The following is a 17583-nucleotide window of genomic DNA, read 5'->3' as shown; positions in this document are numbered from 1 at the left end:
ACAGAGAATGGCCCCACGTAACGAATACCTGGAGCCACTGCCATGAAACGCCCGCTGATCCTCGCCATCGCCCTTGCTACCCTGACCGCCAATGCCGCCTTCGCTGCACCGCGGGTCGAATCCATCGCCCTGCGCGGTGCCCAACAACTGATCGCCTCCGACGGTTCCGACCGTACCCTCGAACGCCTGCGCAAGACCCAGGCGCCGCGCGTCCAGGAAGAACGCCGGGTCGCCGAAAGCGGCAGCGAGCAGACCATCGATCGCTTGCACCGCGACATGACCAGCCGCGAGGCGCGCCTGGCCGAGAACGGCAGCGAACAGACCGTCGACCGTCTGCACAAGGACATGGGGCGCGTCGATCTGCGCCTGGCCGACAACGGTAGCGAGCGCACCGTCGACCGCCTGCATCGGGAGATGCGGCGCCCCGCCTGACACCGGGGATAACGCCGCAAGGTGCGAGAAAAGCCCGGCTCGATGCCGGGCTTTCTTATTGCCGAGAAGGTGCGGTGTTCCATGGGGAGGACGGATAACGCCCCAGGCGTTATCGCCGATACGCCGCTGTCGGGGCAGCGGCGCGCGACGGCATTGGCCTCAGTGCAGGCGGTCGCGTTGCGCCAGGCTAGGGAACAGCTTCATCCACGCTCCGGTGACCACCAGGGTGCCGATCCCGCCAAGGACCACTGCCGGTACCGTGCCGAACCAGTGTGCGGTGAGCCCGGACTCGAACTCGCCGAGCTGGTTCGAGGCGCCGATGAACAGGCCGTTCACCGCGCTGACCCGGCCGCGCATCTCGTCGGGGGTTTCGAGCTGCACGAAGGCGCCGCGGATGACCATGCTGACCATATCCGCGGCGCCGAGTACCACCAGCACGCCGAGGGACAGCCAGAACGATTTCGACAGGCCGAAGGCGATGGTTGCCAGGCCGAAGATGCCCACGGAGAGGAACATGATCCGCCCGACGTTGCGTTCGATGCTGAAGTGCGCCAGCCAGAACGACATTGCCAGGGCGCCCACCGCTGGAGCCGAGCGCAGCAGGCCGAGGCCCCAGGGCCCGGTGAGCAGGATGTCCTTGGCGAACACCGGGAGCAGGGCGGTGGCGCCGCCGAGGAGCACGGCGAACAGATCGAGGGAGATCGCCCCGAAGATGTCCGGTCGGCTGCGGATGAAACGGATGCCGGCGAGCAGCGAGTCGAGGGTGGCCTTGCCCTGGGTGAGCGGCTGGTTGCGTACCGGCAGGCTGAGCGTCAGGACGCACGCGAGGACGTAGAGAGTCGCGGTCGGCACGTAGACCCAGGAGGCACCGAACGCATAGAGCAGGCCGCCGAGGGCCGGGGCGGCAATGGTCGCCGCCTGCATCGCCGAAGCCGAAGCGGCCACCGCGCGCGGGAACAGCCCGGCCGGTACCAGGTTCGGCAGCAGCGCCTGGGTGGTCGGCATTTCGAAGGCGCGGGCGGTACCGAGGGCGAAGGCGAGGACGAAGATCATGTTGCGGGTGATCTCTCCCGAAGCCGCGCCGAGCACCAGTGCCACCGCCACCAGGGCCTGGCCGGCCTGGCAGAGGGCGGCGATCCTGCGTCGGTCGTAGCGGTCGGCAACATGCCCGGTGTGGAGCATGAACAGTACCCGCGGGAGGAATTCGACCAGGCCTACCAGGCCCAGGTCGAGGACATTGCCGGTCAGTTCGTAGATGTGCCAGCCGATGGCCACGGTGAGCATCTGGAAGCCGCTGGCGGTGCAGACGCGGGCCAGCCAGAAGGCGAGGAAGGGACGATGGCGGAGCAGGGAGCTGGGTTGGCTGGACATGCTGGGGTCGGGCGTTTCGAGAGGAGGGCGGAGAGTAACATGTGGTTACCTCTTGGCTGTTGCCATTGCCGAAATCGAAGATTCAGAGAAGCGCACGAAAAGGTTGGAGCCGGCCTGGCAGGCGACCAAAGTCGAGTGTCCATGGGGCCTTCCAGCGGTAGACGGGACTTTTCCTCGGGTGCGACTTGTCGCTAAAATTAACTCCTGAGTCAGGTTTTTCCGCCTGCGTGCTCCACCTCGTCCGTCCGGACGAGCTGTTCAAGCCTGAATAACGACATGGGTGGGAACCGTACCACCCAGAGGAACTTGCATGTCCAACCGTGATATATCCCGGCGCGCCTTTCTCCAGGGCGGGTTGATCGCCGGCGTGGGTGTCACCCTGGCGCCGCTCGGCAGCCAGGCGTTCGCTGCCTTGTTCGAGAACCAGGTGACCGTTTCCGCCCAGCGCTGGATGGCGGGCAACGGTCAGGTCCGTTTCCGTAACGACGCCTTGTCCAAGGTCTGCGGCAACAAGGTGTTCGCCCGCGATATCCGCGCCAGGGACATGCCCGGCTGGCCGCAGCAGCAAGGCCACGCCATGTTGCTGAAGACCGTTCGCGCCGACCGCATCTACGAAGGCCACGACCTTTCCTGGCTGGGCGCCGAGTTGCAGCCGGACCGTATCGTCACCGCCGCCGACCTGGAGAAGGACGGCATCGTCTTCCCCGAGGCGCATTCGCCCGATCCGCTCCTGCCGCCGGGCAAGGTGCCGATGTTCATCGGCCATCCGGTGGCGATCCTGATCTGGAACGACTTCGAGCGCTTCCGCCGGGCCAAGCTCAAGCTCAAGTTCAACGACAAGGCGATCCGCTATGGCGCCCAGGCCCCGCTGTACCAGGGCGATCCCTACGGCAGCTATCGCTTCGTCCGGGTCGGCGGCAAGACGCCCTACGAGGACGACGAGTTCTCCAGCCTGAAGGACTCGATGCTGTTCCCCACCATCCTCAACCGCAAACCGGTATGGACCAGCGAGCCGAAGCTGCACGGCGACCTCACCGAGCAGGGGCTGTTCCATGCCAAGCGCATGGCCGAGCAACTGGAAAACCCGCCGCAGGACTGGCTGGTCTTCGACGAGCGCTACAAGACCCCATCGATCGAGCCGGCGGCACTGGAGCCGGACAACGGCAACGGCTGGTACGACGCGGCGAGCAAGACCTTGCACTTCGTGGTCGCCACCCAGTGCCCGTTCGAAGTCGCCTACGAAAGCGTGCACATGATCAAGCCGTCGCGCTTCGCCCTGGAGAAGTTCAACATCCATCCGGGCTATACCGTCGGCTACGGCTCCAAGGACAACAACATCTTCGTCTTCTATGCCGCGCTCGCCGCGCTGTATGGCGAGGGTGTGCCGGTGCGCCTGGCCAACGACCGCTACGAGCAGTTCCAGAGCGGCATCAAGCGCCACCCGTTCGACATCCGCTACCAACTGGCGGTAGACAGGAACGACCTCGGCTTCCGCATCTTCCGCGCCGACATGAGCGCCGACGGCGGCGGGCGCGCCAACTACAGCGCCTCGGTGGCGGCGGTGGGCGCCACCGCCGCGCAGTCGATCTACTACATGCCGCAGAACGACCTGGCGGTCACCGCCTATCATTCGCGCGGCGTGGAGGCCGGCTCGATGCGCGGCTACGGTACCCTGCAGACCATGGCCGCGACCGAGATGATGGTCGACGAGATCGCTGGCCGGCTGGGCGTCGACGCCATCGACCTGCGTCGTCGCAACGCCCTGCGCTCGGGCATGAAGAACACCCAGGGCGCGGTCCCGGCCGGTGCCCTGCGCCTGCACGAGATCCTCGACAAGGCCGCTGCCCACGAGGTCTGGAAGGACCGCGACGCACGCAAGAAGCGCTTCGACGCGGAGGACCCGGACAACTGGTATGGGGTCGGCTTCGCCATTTGCCAGAAGGACTTCGGCACCGGCGCCGAGGCGCCGATGGCGAGCATCGAGTTCAGCGCCGACGGGCGCATCAGCCTGCGCCACATCGGCACCGAGATCGGTACCGGGATGTCCACCTCGCAGGCCTTCGTGGTCGGCGACTTCCTCGGCCGTCCGGCGGACGAGGTGAAGACCGCCGAGACCGAATGGCCCGAGCTGCGGCTCACCACCAAGGGCAATCCCTACCTGATGAGCCAGGCCGAGCAGGACGCCGCGCTACGCGATCCGCGCTGGGTCGGCAAGCTGGCCTCGCCGTCGTCGGCGACCAACTCGGCGTTCTATTTCAGCCACGCCACCCGCGAAGCCGCGCGCGTGCTGTTCAACCACGGCCTGTGGCCGGCGGCCCTGGAGCTGTGGCGCAGCGGTCCGTTCGGCGGCCAGGCCAATCCCTATGTGGTGCGCCGCGAAAACGCGGTATGGGTCGACGGCCAGTTGACCGGCAACGGCCTGGCGCCGATTCCCTTCGCCGAGCTGGCGAAGAAGGCCCACGAGATGGGCCTGGTCACCGGCGTCAGCGTCCACGGCTTCAACCGCTGGAGCTGGGCCGAGGCGGACTTCGTCATCGATGGCGTGCGCGAGCGCCTGCCGCTCGACGCCATGGCGGTGAAGTACGGCGACGGCGCGCCGGGAGTGAAGAAGGCGATGATGAACAGCGCCGGCTTCCACCTGCTCGACCGGCAGAATCCGGCTTATCCGGCGACCCAGCTGAACAACGCGATGGTCACCTACTACAGTCCGGTGGCGACCCTGGTCGAGCTGAAGGTGAACAAGGGCAGCGGCGAGGTGCAGGTGCTCGACCACCATTCCTGGATCGAGTGCGGCCGGGTGCTGGTGCCGGAGCTGGTCAAGGGCCAGCTGGAGGGCGGCATCGCCATGGGTATCGGCCATGCGCTGCTGGAGGAAATGCCGCTCTACGAGGGCGGCCCTGCGGAAGGGGACTGGAACTTCAACCGCTACCGGTTGCCGCGGGCGAAGGACGTGGCGGTTTGGAACCAGACGGCGGAGATCCTCCCGCCGCTGTCGCCGACCGATCCGGCCAAAGGCATCGCCGAGGTGGTGATGATCCCGGTGGTCGGCGCCATCGCCAACGCCGTGGCGCACGCCACCGGCAAGCGCGTCCGCGACCTGCCCATCACTCCCGCCCGCATCAAGGAGGCCCTCCATGGCTAACCGCAAGCTCCAGATGACCCTCAACGGTCAAACCGTCGGTCCGGTGGAGGTCGCCGAAGACCTGCCGATGATCGACTACCTGCACGAATACCAGAACCTCACCGGCTCGCGCCTGGGCTGTGGCCAGGGCATCTGCCATGCCTGCGTGGTGATCGTCGACAATCCGGACGGCACCAGCGAGGAAGTGCGCACCTGCATCACCGGCGCGCACTACTTCGACGGCAAGAAGGTTCGCACCATCGAGGGCCATGCCCAGCGCGACGAGAATGGCGACATCCGCGAGCTGAACCCGATCCAGCAGAAGTTCGTCGACCAGTTCGCCTTCCAGTGCAGCTATTGCGCGCCGGGCTTCGTCAACGCCGCCACCGTGCTGGTGGAAAAAGCCCAGCGCCAGCCGATCAAGCGCAGCGAGCTGGAGCAGGCGATCGAGGACAGCCTCGGCCATCACATCTGCCGTTGCACCGGCTACGTGCGCTACTACAGCGCCACCCGCGACGTGCTCGACGAACTCGGCCTGGTCAAGGAGGCTTGAGGATGAAGCTGACCCTTTCCGGCCTCGCCCTGGCGCTGGCCGCGCTGTCGCCGTTCCTGGCCTCCGCCGCCAGCGCCGACGCGGCGCTGGTCAAGCGCGGCGAATACCTCGCCCGCGCCGCCGACTGCATGGCCTGCCATACCGCCGAGGGCGGCGCGCCGTTCGCCGGCGGGCTGCCGATCCAGTCGCCGTTCGGCACCATCTACGGCACCAACATCACCCCGGACAAGGAACACGGCATCGGCGCCTACAGCGCCGACGAGTTCTTCGCCGCTCTTACCGAGGGCAAGCGCAAGGACGGCGCCTACCTCTATCCGGCGATGCCCTACACCTCCTATCACCTGATCGAGCGCGAGGATGCCGACGCCATCTACGCCTACCTGATGGCCCAGGAGCCGATCGCCCGGCCGGCGCCGCAGACCAGCCTGAGCTTCCCGTTCAACGTGCGCATGGGCCTGGCCGGCTGGAACCTGCTCTACGGCAAGAGCGTGCGCTTGCAGCCGGAGGAAGGGCGCAGCGAGGCCTGGAAGCGCGGGCAGTACATGGTCGAGGTGCTCGGCCACTGCGGCGAGTGCCATACCCCGCGCAACCTGGCCGGCGCCCTGGAGCAGGACAAGCGCCTGAGCGGCGGCCTGCTCAACGGCTACCTGGCGCCCAGCCTGCTGCCCGGCGCCCTTGCCGCGCGCGGTTGGACCCAGCCGGACCTGGCGAGCTTCCTCAAGCACGGCATGAGCGCCCAGGGCAGCATGTTCAACGAGATGTTCCCGGTGGTGCACCACAGCACCCAGCACCTCGACGACAGCGACCTGGCAGCCATGGCCACCTACCTGCTCGGCGACCAGCCGCCGCCGGCCAAGGTGGTCCAGGCGCTGCCCGAGGCGCAGCTGAACGACAGCGGCAAGCGCGGTCGCCAGCAGTACCTCAACGTCTGCGCCGGCTGCCACGGCGGCGAAGGCGAGGGCAAGCCGCATATCGCGGTGGCGATGAACGGCAACACTACCCTGCGCCTGCAAGACCCGCGTAATCTGTTGCGAGTGATCGAAGACGGCATCGTCGAACAGCAGTTCACCGGCTTCGAACGCATGCAACCGATGCCCGGTTTCGCCGGGAAACTCGACGACGAGCAACTCACGGACCTGCTCAACTACCTGCGCCAGACCTGGGGCGGATTGCCCGGTGACCTCGGTCCCCAACAGGTCGCGCAATTGAAGATGGAGAGCGCTTCGGCGCATACCGTCAAGGTGAAGTGAATCGTGCAACACCTCGATCTACAGGTGGTCCGCAAGGCGCTGAAGTGGTCCGTGGGCGGCGAACGGGTGTGGTTCTGTACCGTGCTCACGACCTATGGCTCGGCGCCCCGCGCGCCGGGATCGCTGCTGGCGGTGAACGCCAGCGGTGAATGGATCGGCTCGCTGTCCGGCGGCTGCGTCGAGGATGATTTCCTCGAACGGGTCGCCGCCGGCGGTTTCCCCGATCCCGCGGTGATCGTGCGCTACGGCGAGGGCGACGACCCGAACTCGAACATCCGCCTGCCCTGCGGCGGCATCCTCGACGTACTGGTGGAAAACCTGGCGCCGGACTGCGATGTCCAGGCCCATCTGCGCGAGCTGGAGTCGGCGTTGCTTGGTCAGCGCCGCCTGCTGCGCGAGGTCGAGCTGGGCAGCGGCGCGCGCAGCCTGCGCGACGATTCCAGCCACGGCCCTCGGGCTGAACGCGACGGCGAGTGCGTGCGCTTGCGCGTCGGCGCTGCCCAGCGCCTGCTGCTGGCCGGCTATTCCAGCGTCGCCCATGCCTGCGCCGAGTTCGGCAAGGGCCTGGGCTTCGAGGTGATCCTCTGCGACCCGCGCGAAGAAGCCTTGCGCGGCGTGGTGCTGGAGGGCATCGAGATCCGTCGCGAGCTGCCCTCGCTGTTCATCGCCGACGGCGGTTGCCACGCCGATACGGCGGTGGTGGCGTTGACCCACGATCCGAAGATCGACGACCTGGCGATGCTCGAGGCGGTGCGTACCGAAGCCTTCTATATCGGCGTGATGGGATCGCGGGCGACCTCGGAGAAACGCTTCGAGCGCCTGCGGCGCATCGGCGGCCTGGGCGATGCCGAACTGGCGCGGATCCACGCGCCGATCGGCCTCAACCTCGGCAGCAAGACGCCGGCGGAAATCGCCCTGGCGGTGCTGGCGGACATTCTTCGCATCCGCAACGGCATTCCCCGCGAGCGGCTCTGATGGTCGCCGCCGACGAGGTGCTGTGCCTGGTCCTGGCGGCCGGGCAGGGGCGCCGCTTCGGCAGCGACAAGCGCCTGGCGCGCCTGGCTGATGGCACGACCCTGCTGGCGGCCAGCGTGGCGCGGGCGCGCGAGGCGTTCGCCGAGGTGCGGGTGGTGGTGCGTGCCGGAGACACCCCGGCGAGCCTGGGCCTGCCGGCGCAGCAGCGGCTTGTCCACAGCCTCGATGCATCGTTGGGCATGGGCCACAGCCTGGCCGCCGGCGTCGCGGCGGCGAGGAACAGCACGGCCCGGGCCATCGCCGTCCTGCTCGGCGACATGCCCTGGATCGCCGCCGATACCCTCGAGCGTCTGGCCGCGATGGCCACTCCCGAAGCCATCGTGTTTCCCCTGTACGACGGTCAGCGCGGCCATCCGGTGCTGTTCGGCCGCGCTTTCTGGGACGCGCTTGCGCAACTGGACGGCGACCAGGGCGCGCGCCGTGTGCTGCAGGCCCATCGTCCGGCCTGGTGCGAGGTGCCGTGCGACGATCCGGGCGTACTCCGCGACGTGGACACCCCGGCGGCGCTCGGCTGACTATTTTCCCGCTTTCAGGATCACGAACTTCGGATTCGCCGCGACCTGCTCGACCCCGCGGAACAGCCGCTTGAGCTTGGCGTGGTAGCCCAGGTGGCGGTTGCCGACGATCCACAGTTCGCCGCCCGCCGCCAGGGCATCGCGAGCCTGGAGAAACATGCGCCAGGCGAGGAAGTCGCCGACCACCTGCTGCTGGTGGAACGGCGGGTTGCACAGGACCAGGTCCAGCGAGCCCGCCGCCTGGCCGGCCAGGCCATCGTCGGCGCGGAACGTCGCCGGCCGCTCGCCCAGCGCCGCTCGCCAGTTTTCCCGCGCCGACTGCACGGCCATGTACGACTCATCCACCAGGGTCAGCTCGGCCTGCGGGTTGAGCAGCGCGTAGGCGATGCCGAGCACCCCGTTGCCGCAGCCCAGGTCGGCGGCGCGTAGCGCGCCGAGGCTGCGTGGCAGGTGCGGGAGGAAGGCGCGGGTGCCGATGTCGAGACCCTCCCGGCAGAATACGTTGGCGTGGTTGAGCAGCGTCAGCGGCGGCTGCTCCAGGCGATAGCGGGTCGGATAGGGCGAGCGCGGTTGCGGGCGCTCCGCTGCCTCGGCGATCAGCAGGCGGGCCTTCTTCACCGCCAGCGAAGCGTGCATCGGGCCGATGTAGCGTTCCAGCAGGTCGCCGGCGGCGCGCGGCAAGTGCTTGACCATCCCCGCGGCGACGACCTGCGCGCCCGGTGCCAGTTGGCCGTGCAGGCGGATCAGTTGCTCCTCCAGCAACGCGAGGGTCTTCGGCACCTTGACCAGTACGTGATCGAAGGGCCCCACGGCGGTTTCGCTGGCCGGGACGAAGCGCACCGAGCCCAGGTCGAGGCCGTTGCGCGCGAGGTTCTTGCGCAGGGCGAGGAAGCCCAGGTGCGAATCGCCGCTGCTGGTGACCTGGACGTGCGGCGCCAGGCTCGCGGCGAGGGCGCCGAAGGCGTCGTTGAGGACCAGCACCCGGCATTGCGCCGTCACGCCCCGTTCGTGCAACTGGTTGAGCAGGTATTCGTCGGCGGCGTCGAACGCCTGGAGGGGCTCGCCGTCCTGCTCGGGCTGGCGGACCAGGTCGAGCTGGGCGAAGGGGGGGGCGAATAGAGGCATCGGGTTCCCGGCGGGGCGAATCCCGCTCGTCAATTAACAATCTGTCGAAACTGAGAGCTGGTTGGAGTTCTCCAGCTTGTGCGGCACACGGATATGCCGAAAAATTCTTTACCCGGCTCTGGTTAGTCGTTTCCTTACCGACGAGTCATCCAGCCGGGCACGCCAATAATAACCGGGCTAGGGCTTCGATAGCGCCTGTCATGACCCGGTAGCGCCTGGACGGGCGCCTTCGCCACTTCGAGCGGTGACCGTCACCCAACCCGTTTCCCGAACGAGACCCGTGCGAGCCGTCGCGGGGCTCGTCGTTGCCATCGCACAGGTACATCGATGTTCAAGCCGTTTGTCGGTGTGGCGTTCGCCGCACTGTTCGCCGTTTCCGCCGTCGCCCATGCCGAGGACGCCGGCCCGATCGTGATCAAGTTCTCCCATGTGGTCTCCGACGACACGCCCAAGGGCAAGGGGGCGCTGTTGTTCAAGAAGCTTGCCGAGGAGCGTCTGCCGGGCAAGGTCAAGGTCGAGGTCTACCCCAACTCGACGCTGTTCGGCGACGCCGACGAGATCGAGGCCCTGCGCGCCAACAAGGTGCAGATGCTGGCCACCTCGCTGTCCAAGTTCGAGCCCTATACCAAGCAACTCCAGGTGTTCGACCTGCCGTTCCTGTTCGATGATCTGGAGGCCCTGAAGCGTTTCCAGAAGCGCGACAAGAGCCGCGAACTGCTGCGCTCCATGGCCAAGCACGGTATCTATGGCCTGGCCTACTGGAACAACGGCATGAAGCAACTTTCCGCCACTCGCGAGCTGCACCGGCCGGACGATGCCAAGGGCCTGGTCTTCCGTATCCAGCCGTCGTCGGTGCTGGAAGCGCAGTTCGCCATGCTCGGCGCCACCGCCAAGCAGTTGTCCTACGCCGAGACCCTCAAGGCCATGCAGGCCGGCAGCGTGCAGGGCACCGAGAACACCTGGTCGAACCTCGCCGGACAGAAGATCGACAGCGTGCAGCCGTACATCACCGAGACCAATCACGGCGCGCTCAGCTACATGCTGATCACCAGTTCGGCGTTCTGGACCGGCATTCCCTACCAGACCCGCACCGAACTGGAGAGCATCGTCGACGAGGTCACCCTGGTGGTGAACAAGGAAGCCGAAGCGCTCAACCAGAAGGAGCGCGAGCACCTGCTGGCAGCCGGCAAGAGCCGCCTGGTCAGCCTCAGCGCGGAAGAGCACGAGGCCTGGCGCAACGCCATGAAGCCGCTGTGGAAGAACTACGAGGCGCAGATCGGTAGTGACGTGTTGCGCGCGGCCCAGGTGGTCAACCGCAAGCGCTGATCGGCCGCTGGCTATTCCCGTCAGCGGGGATAGCCACAAGCCTTGCGGGTGTTTCTGCCGGGTGCTTTGCGGGACACTAGGGGAGTATCGGTATCCGGAGCGGACCATGACCGCCAGCGAAGAGAAATTCACCCGCCAGACGCTGCTCGACGTGCAGCCTCTGACTCCCAACCTGTTCACCCTGCGTACCAGCCGCGACGCGGGATTCCGGTTCCGCGCCGGGCAATTCGCCCGGCTCGGCGTGTACAAGCCCAGCGGCAGTATCGTCTGGCGCGCCTACTCGATGGTTTCGGCGCCTCATGACGAATTCCTCGACTTCTTTTCCATCGTCGTCCCGGACGGCGAGTTCACCAGCGAACTCAGCCGCCTGCGCGAGGGCGACCAGTTGCTGGTCGATCGCCAGGCCTTCGGCTTCCTCACCCTCGACCGCTTCGTGGATGGTCGTGACCTTTGGCTGCTGGCCACCGGTACCGGTGTGGCGCCGTTCGTCTCGATCCTGCAGGACTTCGAGGTCTGGGAGCGCTTCGAAAGCATCAAGCTGGTCTACAGCGTGCGTGAGAGCAAGGAGCTGGCCTACCGCGAGCTGATCGCCGGCCTCGCCGAGCGCGAATACCTGGCCGAGCATGCCCACAAGCTGCAGTTCATCCCGGTGGTGACCCGCGAGCAGGTACCCGGTTGCCTGAACGGACGTATCACCACGCTGATCGAGAACGGCGATCTGGAGCGTGCCGCCGACCTGGAACTGACCCCGGAGCATTCGCGGGTGATGCTCTGCGGCAACCCGCAGATGATCGAGGACACCCGCGCCGTGCTGAAGGCTCGCGGCATGAACCTCAGTCTGACCCGGCGCCCGGGGCAGGTGGCGGTGGAGAACTACTGGTAGGTGCGTGCCCGCGCAGTAGCGGCGGATAACGCTGCCGCCCGGCGTGTTGTCCGGCAATGAAAAAGGGCCCGTTCGGGCCCTTTTTCATTGTTCCGCCGACGCGATCACGACTTGTTCTGCTGGGCTTTCAGCAGATCGCGGATCTCGGTCAGCAGGGTTTCCTCGGCACTCGGCACTGGCGGTTCGGACGGCGCGACGGCTTCTTCGCGCTTGAGGCGGTTGATCGCCTTGACCCCCATGAAGATGGCGAAGGCCACGATGACGAAGTCGAGTATGGTCTGAATGAACTTGCCATAGGCCAGCACCACCGCCGGCACGTCGCCTTCGGCGGCCTTCAATGTTATCGCCAGGTCGGAGAAGTCGACTCCGCCGATCAGCAGTCCGATCGGCGGCATGATCACATCGCCCACGAAGGACGAGACGATCTTGCCGAAGGCCGCGCCGATGATGATACCGACAGCCATATCCACGACATTGCCCTTGACGGCAAAGGCTTTGAATTCACTCAGAAGACCCATGGGTTCACTCCCTGTATTTCGCTAATAGGTAAAGGCAGTCTAATGCAGCCTTCGGCAAGTTGCTCAGGCTGGAAGATTGGTGTGTTGGTTCCCCCCGGCAACGCGAAAATTCGCAAGGCATACGTTTGCGTCGGGTCTTGTGGGGAGAAACGAAGTTTAGAGGAAAAACATTACACTCATGTCGATTTTCAGGAATTCGCCAAGAAAGAAGACAAAGCAACTTCGGCAACTTTGAACTGCGCCATGCAGATGCCGGAAGTTGAAGTTGGAGTGGCGAGGTTCTCCGACCTAACTTCGCAGGCAAATAACGAAGGTGAACTCGTTTACCGGCGAGCGGACTGGGAGTGCCTGGTGCACCAGCGCGGGCTTTCTTCGGCTGGCGGTCTTTTTTATTTCTTTTTGCGATTCATGGGCGCATTGATATTCCTAATCGGCGCGGTGAGGTTTTTCAATTTAGCGTCGCCGGCGGCGCTCCTTACCTTGGTCGGGCGCAACAAGACGCCTGACAAGCCATTAGGAGCTCTTCCATGAACCCTTCCCTGAACGCCTTCCGTCCCGGCCGCCTGCTGGTGGCGGCAAGCCTGACCGCCAGCCTCCTGTCGCTGTCCGTGCAGGCCGCGACCCTGACCCGTGACAACGGTGCGCCAGTGGGCGACAACCAGAACTCGCAGACCGCCGGGCCCAACGGTTCGGTGCTGCTGCAGGACGTGCAACTGCTGCAGAAGCTGCAACGTTTCGACCGCGAGCGTATTCCCGAACGCGTGGTGCATGCCCGCGGCACCGGCGCCCATGGCGAGTTCGTCGCCAGTGCCGATATCAGCGACCTGAGCATGGCCAAGGTCTTCCGCAAGGGCGAGAAGACCCCGGTATTCGTGCGCTTCTCCGCGGTGGTGCACGGCAACCACTCCCCGGAAACCCTGCGCGATCCGCGCGGTTTCGCCACCAAGTTCTATACCGCAGACGGCAATTGGGACCTGGTGGGCAACAACTTCCCGACCTTCTTCATCCGCGATGCGATCAAGTTCCCGGACATGGTCCATGCCTTCAAGCCGGACCCGCGCAGCAACCTCGACGACGACTCGCGACGCTTCGATTTCTTCTCCCACGTGCCGGAGGCGACCCGCACCCTGACCCTGCTGTATTCCAACGAGGGCACCCCGGCCAGCTACCGGGAAATGGACGGCAACAGCGTGCATGCCTACAAGCTGGTCAACGCCAGGGGCGAAGTGCACTACGTGAAGTTCCACTGGAAGAGCCTGCAGGGCCAGAAGAACCTCGATCCGAAACAGGTGGCTGAAGTCCAGGGGCGCGACTACAGCCACATGACCAATGACCTGGTGAGCGCGATCCGGAAGGGCGACTTCCCGAAATGGGACCTGTACATCCAGGTGCTCAAGCCCGAGGACCTGGCGAAATTCGACTTCGACCCGCTGGACGCGACCAAGATCTGGCCGGGCATTCCCGAGCGCAAGATCGGCCAGATGGTGCTGAACCGCAACGTCGACAACTTCTTCCAGGAAACCGAACAGGTCGCCATGGCGCCGTCGAACCTGGTGCCGGGCATCGAGCCCTCCGAGGATCGCCTGCTCCAGGGACGGCTGTTCGCCTACGCCGATACCCAGATGTACCGGGTCGGCGCCAACGGCCTGGGCCTGCCGGTCAACCGCCCGCGCAGCGAGGTCAATACCGTCAACCAGGACGGCGCGCTGAACGCCGGACACAGTACCAGCGGGGTGAACTACCAGCCGAGCCGGCTCGATCCGCGCGAGGAGCAGGCCAGCGCCCGATACGTGCGGACCCCGCTGAGCGGCACCACCCAGCAGGCGAAGATCCAGCGCGAGCAGAACTTCAAGCAGACCGGCGAGCTGTTCCGCTCCTACGGCAAGAAGGACCAGGCCGACCTGATCGCCAGTCTCGGCGGGGCGTTGGCGATCACCGACGACGAGAGCAAGTACATCATGCTTTCCTACTTCTACAAGGCTGACAGCGACTACGGCACGGGCCTGGCCAAGGTGGCCGGGGCCGATCTGCAGCGCGTCCGGCAACTGGCGGCGAAGCTCCAGGATTGATCGCAACCGGGGCGGCCATCCAGGCCGCCCTTCCTCTATCGGTTTGGTGGGAGATGACGACGATGCGAGGTTGGATTCTGGCAGGCTTGCTGCTCGCGGCGCTGGCCGCGCAAGCTGGCGAGGTGCATGGGGTCGAGGTCGAAGCGCGGTTGCGCGACTACTTCTTCGATGCCGCCCGACGCGGTGACCAGGCCATGCTGAAGGAGTTCGTCGAGGCCGGCTTCGACCTCGATGTGCAGGATGCCAAGGGCTATACCGCGCTGATCCTGGCCGCCTACCACGGCCATGGCGGAGCGGTGGAACAATTGCTGGAGGCCGGGGCCGACCCCTGCGTCCAGGATGCGCGCGGCAACACCGCCCTGATGGGCGCCATCTTCAAGGGCGAGGTCCGCATCGCCCGGCGCCTGATCGGCGCGCAATGCAGCCCCGACCAGCGCAACGGCGCAGGGCAGACCGCGGCCATGTACGCGGCGCTGTTCGAGCGCGAGGAGCTGCTCCAGGCGCTGTCGGCGCGCGGTGCCGACCTTGGCGCCCGCGATGCGCTGGGCAACAGCGTGGAAAGCCTGCGACGCGGCGAACTGAACGGCACTGCGGCGGCGAGGTGATCGGGGGCAATGTTCGGAGGAGGCCTGCTGGGCTAGTCTGGAGGTGTCGTATACAACGTCAGAGGAGGTCCGTCATGCCGCTCGAGCAACATCCGCTTTCCCGGGAGTTTCCGGATTTTCATGCCGAACTGAAGCAACTTCATGGCAACGACGCCCACTTCACTCGCCTGGCGGCGGACTATGAGAGCCTCGACAAGCGCATCTACGAGGTCGAGGGCGGTCGCGAACCCCTCGACGACCTGGCGCTGCAGGGGTTGAAGCAGCAACGGGTGCAACTCAAGGACGAAATCGCCGAGAGGCTGAGGAAGGCCAACGGAAAAGGCCATTGATTCATTCACGACAACGGCATGAAAAAGGGCGCCTCCGGCGCCCTTTTTCATGTGGGCATGCTCAGAAGGCGCCGCCGAAACGGAAACTCTGTCCGACCGCGACGAAACCCAGGCCCACCAGGGTGATCGCGGCGATGTGCCAGCCCAGCTTCGGCAGGCTCTCGGCGTCCAGGTTCGGGATCAGGCGCAGGCGCGCATGCACGCCCAGGGCGGCGGTCGCCGCCAGGAGCAGCAGCTTGAGCTGCAGGGCACGGGCCACCGGCGTGGCGCCGAACCAGTGGTCGAACGGCAGCCACAGGCTGGCCAGCCACAGGCCGCTGACCACCTGCAGCAGCAGGGCGGGGATGCCGATCCGCTCGTAGACCTGCTCGAAGGCACGGATCGCCTGGGGATCGCGGCGGCGCAGGGCGCCGGGGAGGATGCCGAGGGCCAGGACCAGGTGGCCGCCGACCCAGATCGCGGCACCCAGCAGGTGCAGGAACAGCAGTGTGCGCATGGAAGTCTCCTTGTCCGGCCATCAGTGTTGCGCGAAGCGCGGTCGATCGAGGCTGATCGGAATCAAGCCAGCGGCTATCATCTGCGCTTTGCCCGCGAGAGGAGTTCCCATGGCCAAGGCCAAGCGCATGTACGGCTGCACCGAGTGTGGCGCGACCTTCCCGAAATGGGCCGGCCAGTGCGCGGACTGCGGGGCCTGGAACACCCTGGTGGAGACCGTCGTCGAGGCCGCGCCGAGCGGCTCCGGCCGCGGCGGCTGGGCCGGCCAGCAGGCCAACCTGAAGACCCTGGCGGAGGTCAGCGTCGAGGAAATGCCGCGCTTCACGACCGGCTCCACCGAACTGGACCGGGTTCTCGGCGGCGGCCTGGTGGACGGTTCGGTGGTGCTGATCGGCGGCGATCCCGGCATCGGCAAGTCGACCATTCTCCTGCAGACCCTTTGCAACCTGGCCAGCCGCGTCCCGGCGCTGTACGTCACCGGCGAGGAATCCCAGCAGCAGGTGGCGATGCGCGCGCGGCGCCTGTCGTTGCCGGAAGACAAGCTCAAGGTGATGACCGAGACCAGCATCGAGACCATCATCGCCACCGCGCGCCAGGAGCAGCCGCGGGTGATGGTGATCGACTCGATCCAGACCATCTTCACCGAGCAGTTGCAATCGGCGCCGGGCGGCGTCGCCCAGGTCCGCGAGAGCGCCGCGATGCTGGTGCGCTATGCCAAGCAGAGCGGCACGGCGATCTTCCTGGTCGGCCACGTGACCAAGGAAGGCGCCCTGGCCGGCCCGCGGGTGCTCGAACACATGGTCGACACCGTACTGTATTTCGAGGGCGAATCAGACGGCCGCCTGCGCCTGCTGCGGGCGGTGAAGAACCGCTTCGGCGCGGTCAACGAACTGGGAGTGTTCGGCATGACCGACAAAGGCCTGAAGGAAGTGAGCAACCCTTCGGCGATCTTCCTCACGCGGGCCCAGGAAGCGGTGCCCGGCAGCGTGGTGATGGCCACCTGGGAAGGCTCGCGGCCGATGCTGGTGGAGGTCCAGGCGCTGGTCGACACCAGTCACCTGGCGAATCCGCGGCGGGTGACCCTGGGCCTCGACCAGAACCGCCTGGCGATGCTGCTGGCGGTGCTGCACCGGCACGGCGGTATCCCGACCTACGACCAGGACGTGTTCCTCAACGTGGTGGGTGGGGTCAAGGTGCTGGAAACCGCCTCCGACCTGGCGTTGATGGCGGCGGTGATGTCCAGCCTGCGCAACCGCCCGCTGCCGCACGACCTGCTGGTGTTCGGCGAGGTCGGGCTGTCCGGCGAGGTGCGTCCGGTGCCGAGCGGCCAGGAGCGCCTGAAGGAAGCCGGCAAGCATGGTTTCAAGCGTGCCATCGTACCCCTCGGCAACGCGCCGAAGGAGGCGCCGGCGGGATTGCAGGTGATCGCCGTGACGCGCCTCGAGCAGGCCCTGGACGCCCTCTTCGAGTGACCCGCCTCAGTCGTCGTGGGCGCTGACCAGCAGGGCCAGCTCGCGCTCGAGGAGTTCCTCGTCGCCCAGGTTCAGTTCCACCAGGCGGCGCAGGTGGCTGATGGAGTCGAGGTCGATGTGCTGGCATTCGAAGCCGAGCAGGCCGTCGCGAGCCCAGGCCAGGCTGATCTCCATGCGGATCAGTACATCCAGGCCCAGGTACAGGCGGGCCTCGAAGGGCCGTTGCGGGTCGCCGTTCCAGTCCTGCGGCTGGCCGACCAGGATGCCGTGCAGGGAGACGTCGTGGAGCAAGACCTCCCAGCGCCGTTCGCCCTGGAGGATCTCGCTGTCGGCGTCGAAGGCGATCCGGTGGAAACGTCGACGTTCGTCGTGCTGGTCACTCATGTCGCGATCCCTCGGTGCGCGCTGCTGGATACCACTATAGCCAAGCCATGCCGGCGGGGAAGTGGCGGAATTCGATCGGCGGTGCCGTCCGTCCCCGCCT

18 protein-coding genes are annotated in these 17583 nt (G+C 66.4%); 13 read left to right on the top strand and 5 right to left on the bottom strand.

Going from position 1 to position 17583, the window contains the following annotated elements; all coding sequences use genetic code 11:
• The first annotated feature begins 42 nt into the window (after window positions 1-42).
• The gene (locus ACI766_RS24975; protein ID WP_003106768.1) at window positions 43-432 is read left to right on the top strand and encodes a hypothetical protein; all 390 of its coding nucleotides are present in this window, start codon (window positions 43-45) and stop codon (window positions 430-432) included.
• 159 nt (window positions 433-591) lie between these two features.
• Here the strand turns inward: ACI766_RS24975 and ACI766_RS24970 are convergent, their stop codons facing one another.
• Window positions 592-1803, bottom strand: coding sequence for an MFS transporter (locus ACI766_RS24970; protein ID WP_003094912.1), 1212 nt, complete (start codon window positions 1801-1803; stop codon window positions 592-594).
• Window positions 1804-2113: 310 nt separating this feature from the next.
• Between ACI766_RS24970 and ACI766_RS24965 the strand changes: the two genes are divergently transcribed.
• The 5 genes from ACI766_RS24965 to ACI766_RS24945 are packed head-to-tail and all read left to right on the top strand — an operon-like array spanning window position 2114 to window position 8277.
• Entirely contained in the window at window positions 2114-4945 is a 2832-nt protein-coding gene (locus ACI766_RS24965; RefSeq protein WP_003106770.1) for a xanthine dehydrogenase family protein molybdopterin-binding subunit, read from the top strand.
• The gene (locus ACI766_RS24960) at window positions 4938-5477 is read left to right on the top strand and encodes a (2Fe-2S)-binding protein (protein WP_003104869.1); all 540 of its coding nucleotides are present in this window, start codon (window positions 4938-4940) and stop codon (window positions 5475-5477) included. Before ACI766_RS24965 ends, ACI766_RS24960 begins: the two co-directional genes overlap by 8 nt.
• 2 nt (window positions 5478-5479) lie before the next feature.
• Entirely contained in the window at window positions 5480-6727 is a 1248-nt protein-coding gene (locus tag ACI766_RS24955) for a cytochrome c (protein ID WP_023087811.1), read from the top strand.
• Window positions 6728-6730: 3 nt separating this feature from the next.
• The gene (locus tag ACI766_RS24950; protein ID WP_003104873.1) at window positions 6731-7702 is read left to right on the top strand and encodes an XdhC family protein; all 972 of its coding nucleotides are present in this window, start codon (window positions 6731-6733) and stop codon (window positions 7700-7702) included.
• Entirely contained in the window at window positions 7702-8277 is a 576-nt protein-coding gene (locus tag ACI766_RS24945) for an NTP transferase domain-containing protein (RefSeq protein ID WP_003104875.1), read from the top strand. Before ACI766_RS24950 ends, ACI766_RS24945 begins: the two co-directional genes overlap by 1 nt.
• Here ACI766_RS24945 and ACI766_RS24940 read toward each other — a convergent pair whose 3' ends face one another.
• Complete coding sequence (locus ACI766_RS24940) at window positions 8278-9402, bottom strand: methyltransferase (protein WP_023087810.1); 1125 nt, start codon at window positions 9400-9402, stop codon at window positions 8278-8280.
• Window positions 9403-9729: 327 nt separating this feature from the next.
• On the opposite strand from ACI766_RS24940, the gene ACI766_RS24935 reads away from it, so the two are divergent.
• On the top strand, window positions 9730-10728 hold the full coding sequence (locus ACI766_RS24935; protein WP_003104879.1) for a DctP family TRAP transporter solute-binding subunit: 999 nt from the start codon (window positions 9730-9732) through the stop codon (window positions 10726-10728).
• Between the two features lie 106 nt (window positions 10729-10834).
• Window positions 10835-11611: a ferredoxin--NADP reductase gene (locus ACI766_RS24930; RefSeq protein ID WP_003110878.1), complete on the top strand. Its 777-nt coding sequence runs from the start codon at window positions 10835-10837 to the stop codon at window positions 11609-11611.
• A 104-nt stretch (window positions 11612-11715) separates the two neighbouring features.
• Here ACI766_RS24930 and mscL read toward each other — a convergent pair whose 3' ends face one another.
• Window positions 11716-12129, bottom strand: a complete 414-nt coding sequence (gene mscL / locus ACI766_RS24925; RefSeq protein WP_003094890.1) for a large-conductance mechanosensitive channel protein MscL — start codon at window positions 12127-12129, stop codon at window positions 11716-11718.
• An 81-nt stretch (window positions 12130-12210) separates the two neighbouring features.
• On the opposite strand from mscL, the gene ACI766_RS24920 reads away from it, so the two are divergent.
• From ACI766_RS24920 to ACI766_RS24905, 4 genes are all read left to right on the top strand, one after another.
• On the top strand, window positions 12211-12660 hold the full coding sequence (locus ACI766_RS24920; RefSeq protein ID WP_170869550.1) for a hypothetical protein: 450 nt from the start codon (window positions 12211-12213) through the stop codon (window positions 12658-12660).
• Window positions 12657-14198 carry a catalase KatB gene (gene katB / locus ACI766_RS24915; RefSeq protein ID WP_003094881.1) on the top strand — a complete coding sequence of 514 codons (1542 nt, stop codon included), beginning with the start codon at window positions 12657-12659 and terminating at the stop codon, window positions 14196-14198. The genes ACI766_RS24920 and katB overlap by 4 nt, the downstream gene beginning before the upstream one ends.
• A 53-nt stretch (window positions 14199-14251) precedes the next feature.
• Entirely contained in the window at window positions 14252-14803 is a 552-nt protein-coding gene (locus tag ACI766_RS24910) for an ankyrin repeat domain-containing protein (RefSeq protein WP_025271364.1), read from the top strand.
• A 74-nt stretch (window positions 14804-14877) separates the two neighbouring features.
• Entirely contained in the window at window positions 14878-15132 is a 255-nt protein-coding gene (locus tag ACI766_RS24905) for a YdcH family protein (protein ID WP_003104887.1), read from the top strand.
• Window positions 15133-15193: 61 nt separating this feature from the next.
• Here ACI766_RS24905 and ACI766_RS24900 read toward each other — a convergent pair whose 3' ends face one another.
• Window positions 15194-15628, bottom strand: a complete 435-nt coding sequence (locus ACI766_RS24900) for a CopD family protein (protein WP_003112796.1) — start codon at window positions 15626-15628, stop codon at window positions 15194-15196.
• A 109-nt stretch (window positions 15629-15737) separates the two neighbouring features.
• On the opposite strand from ACI766_RS24900, the gene radA reads away from it, so the two are divergent.
• Window positions 15738-17099 carry a DNA repair protein RadA gene (gene radA, locus ACI766_RS24895; protein WP_003094867.1) on the top strand — a complete coding sequence of 454 codons (1362 nt, stop codon included), beginning with the start codon at window positions 15738-15740 and terminating at the stop codon, window positions 17097-17099.
• 6 nt (window positions 17100-17105) lie between these two features.
• Here the strand turns inward: radA and mapZ are convergent, their stop codons facing one another.
• Window positions 17106-17483: a cyclic di-GMP-binding protein MapZ gene (mapZ, locus tag ACI766_RS24890; RefSeq protein ID WP_003094864.1), complete on the bottom strand. Its 378-nt coding sequence runs from the start codon at window positions 17481-17483 to the stop codon at window positions 17106-17108.
• Window positions 17484-17583 lie beyond the last annotated feature (100 nt).

It is taken from the genome of Pseudomonas sp. DL (genome assembly GCF_047199225.1).
Lineage (GTDB): Bacteria > Pseudomonadota > Gammaproteobacteria > Pseudomonadales > Pseudomonadaceae > Pseudomonas > Pseudomonas aeruginosa.
This window is presented reverse-complemented; position numbering and strand designations above follow the sequence as displayed.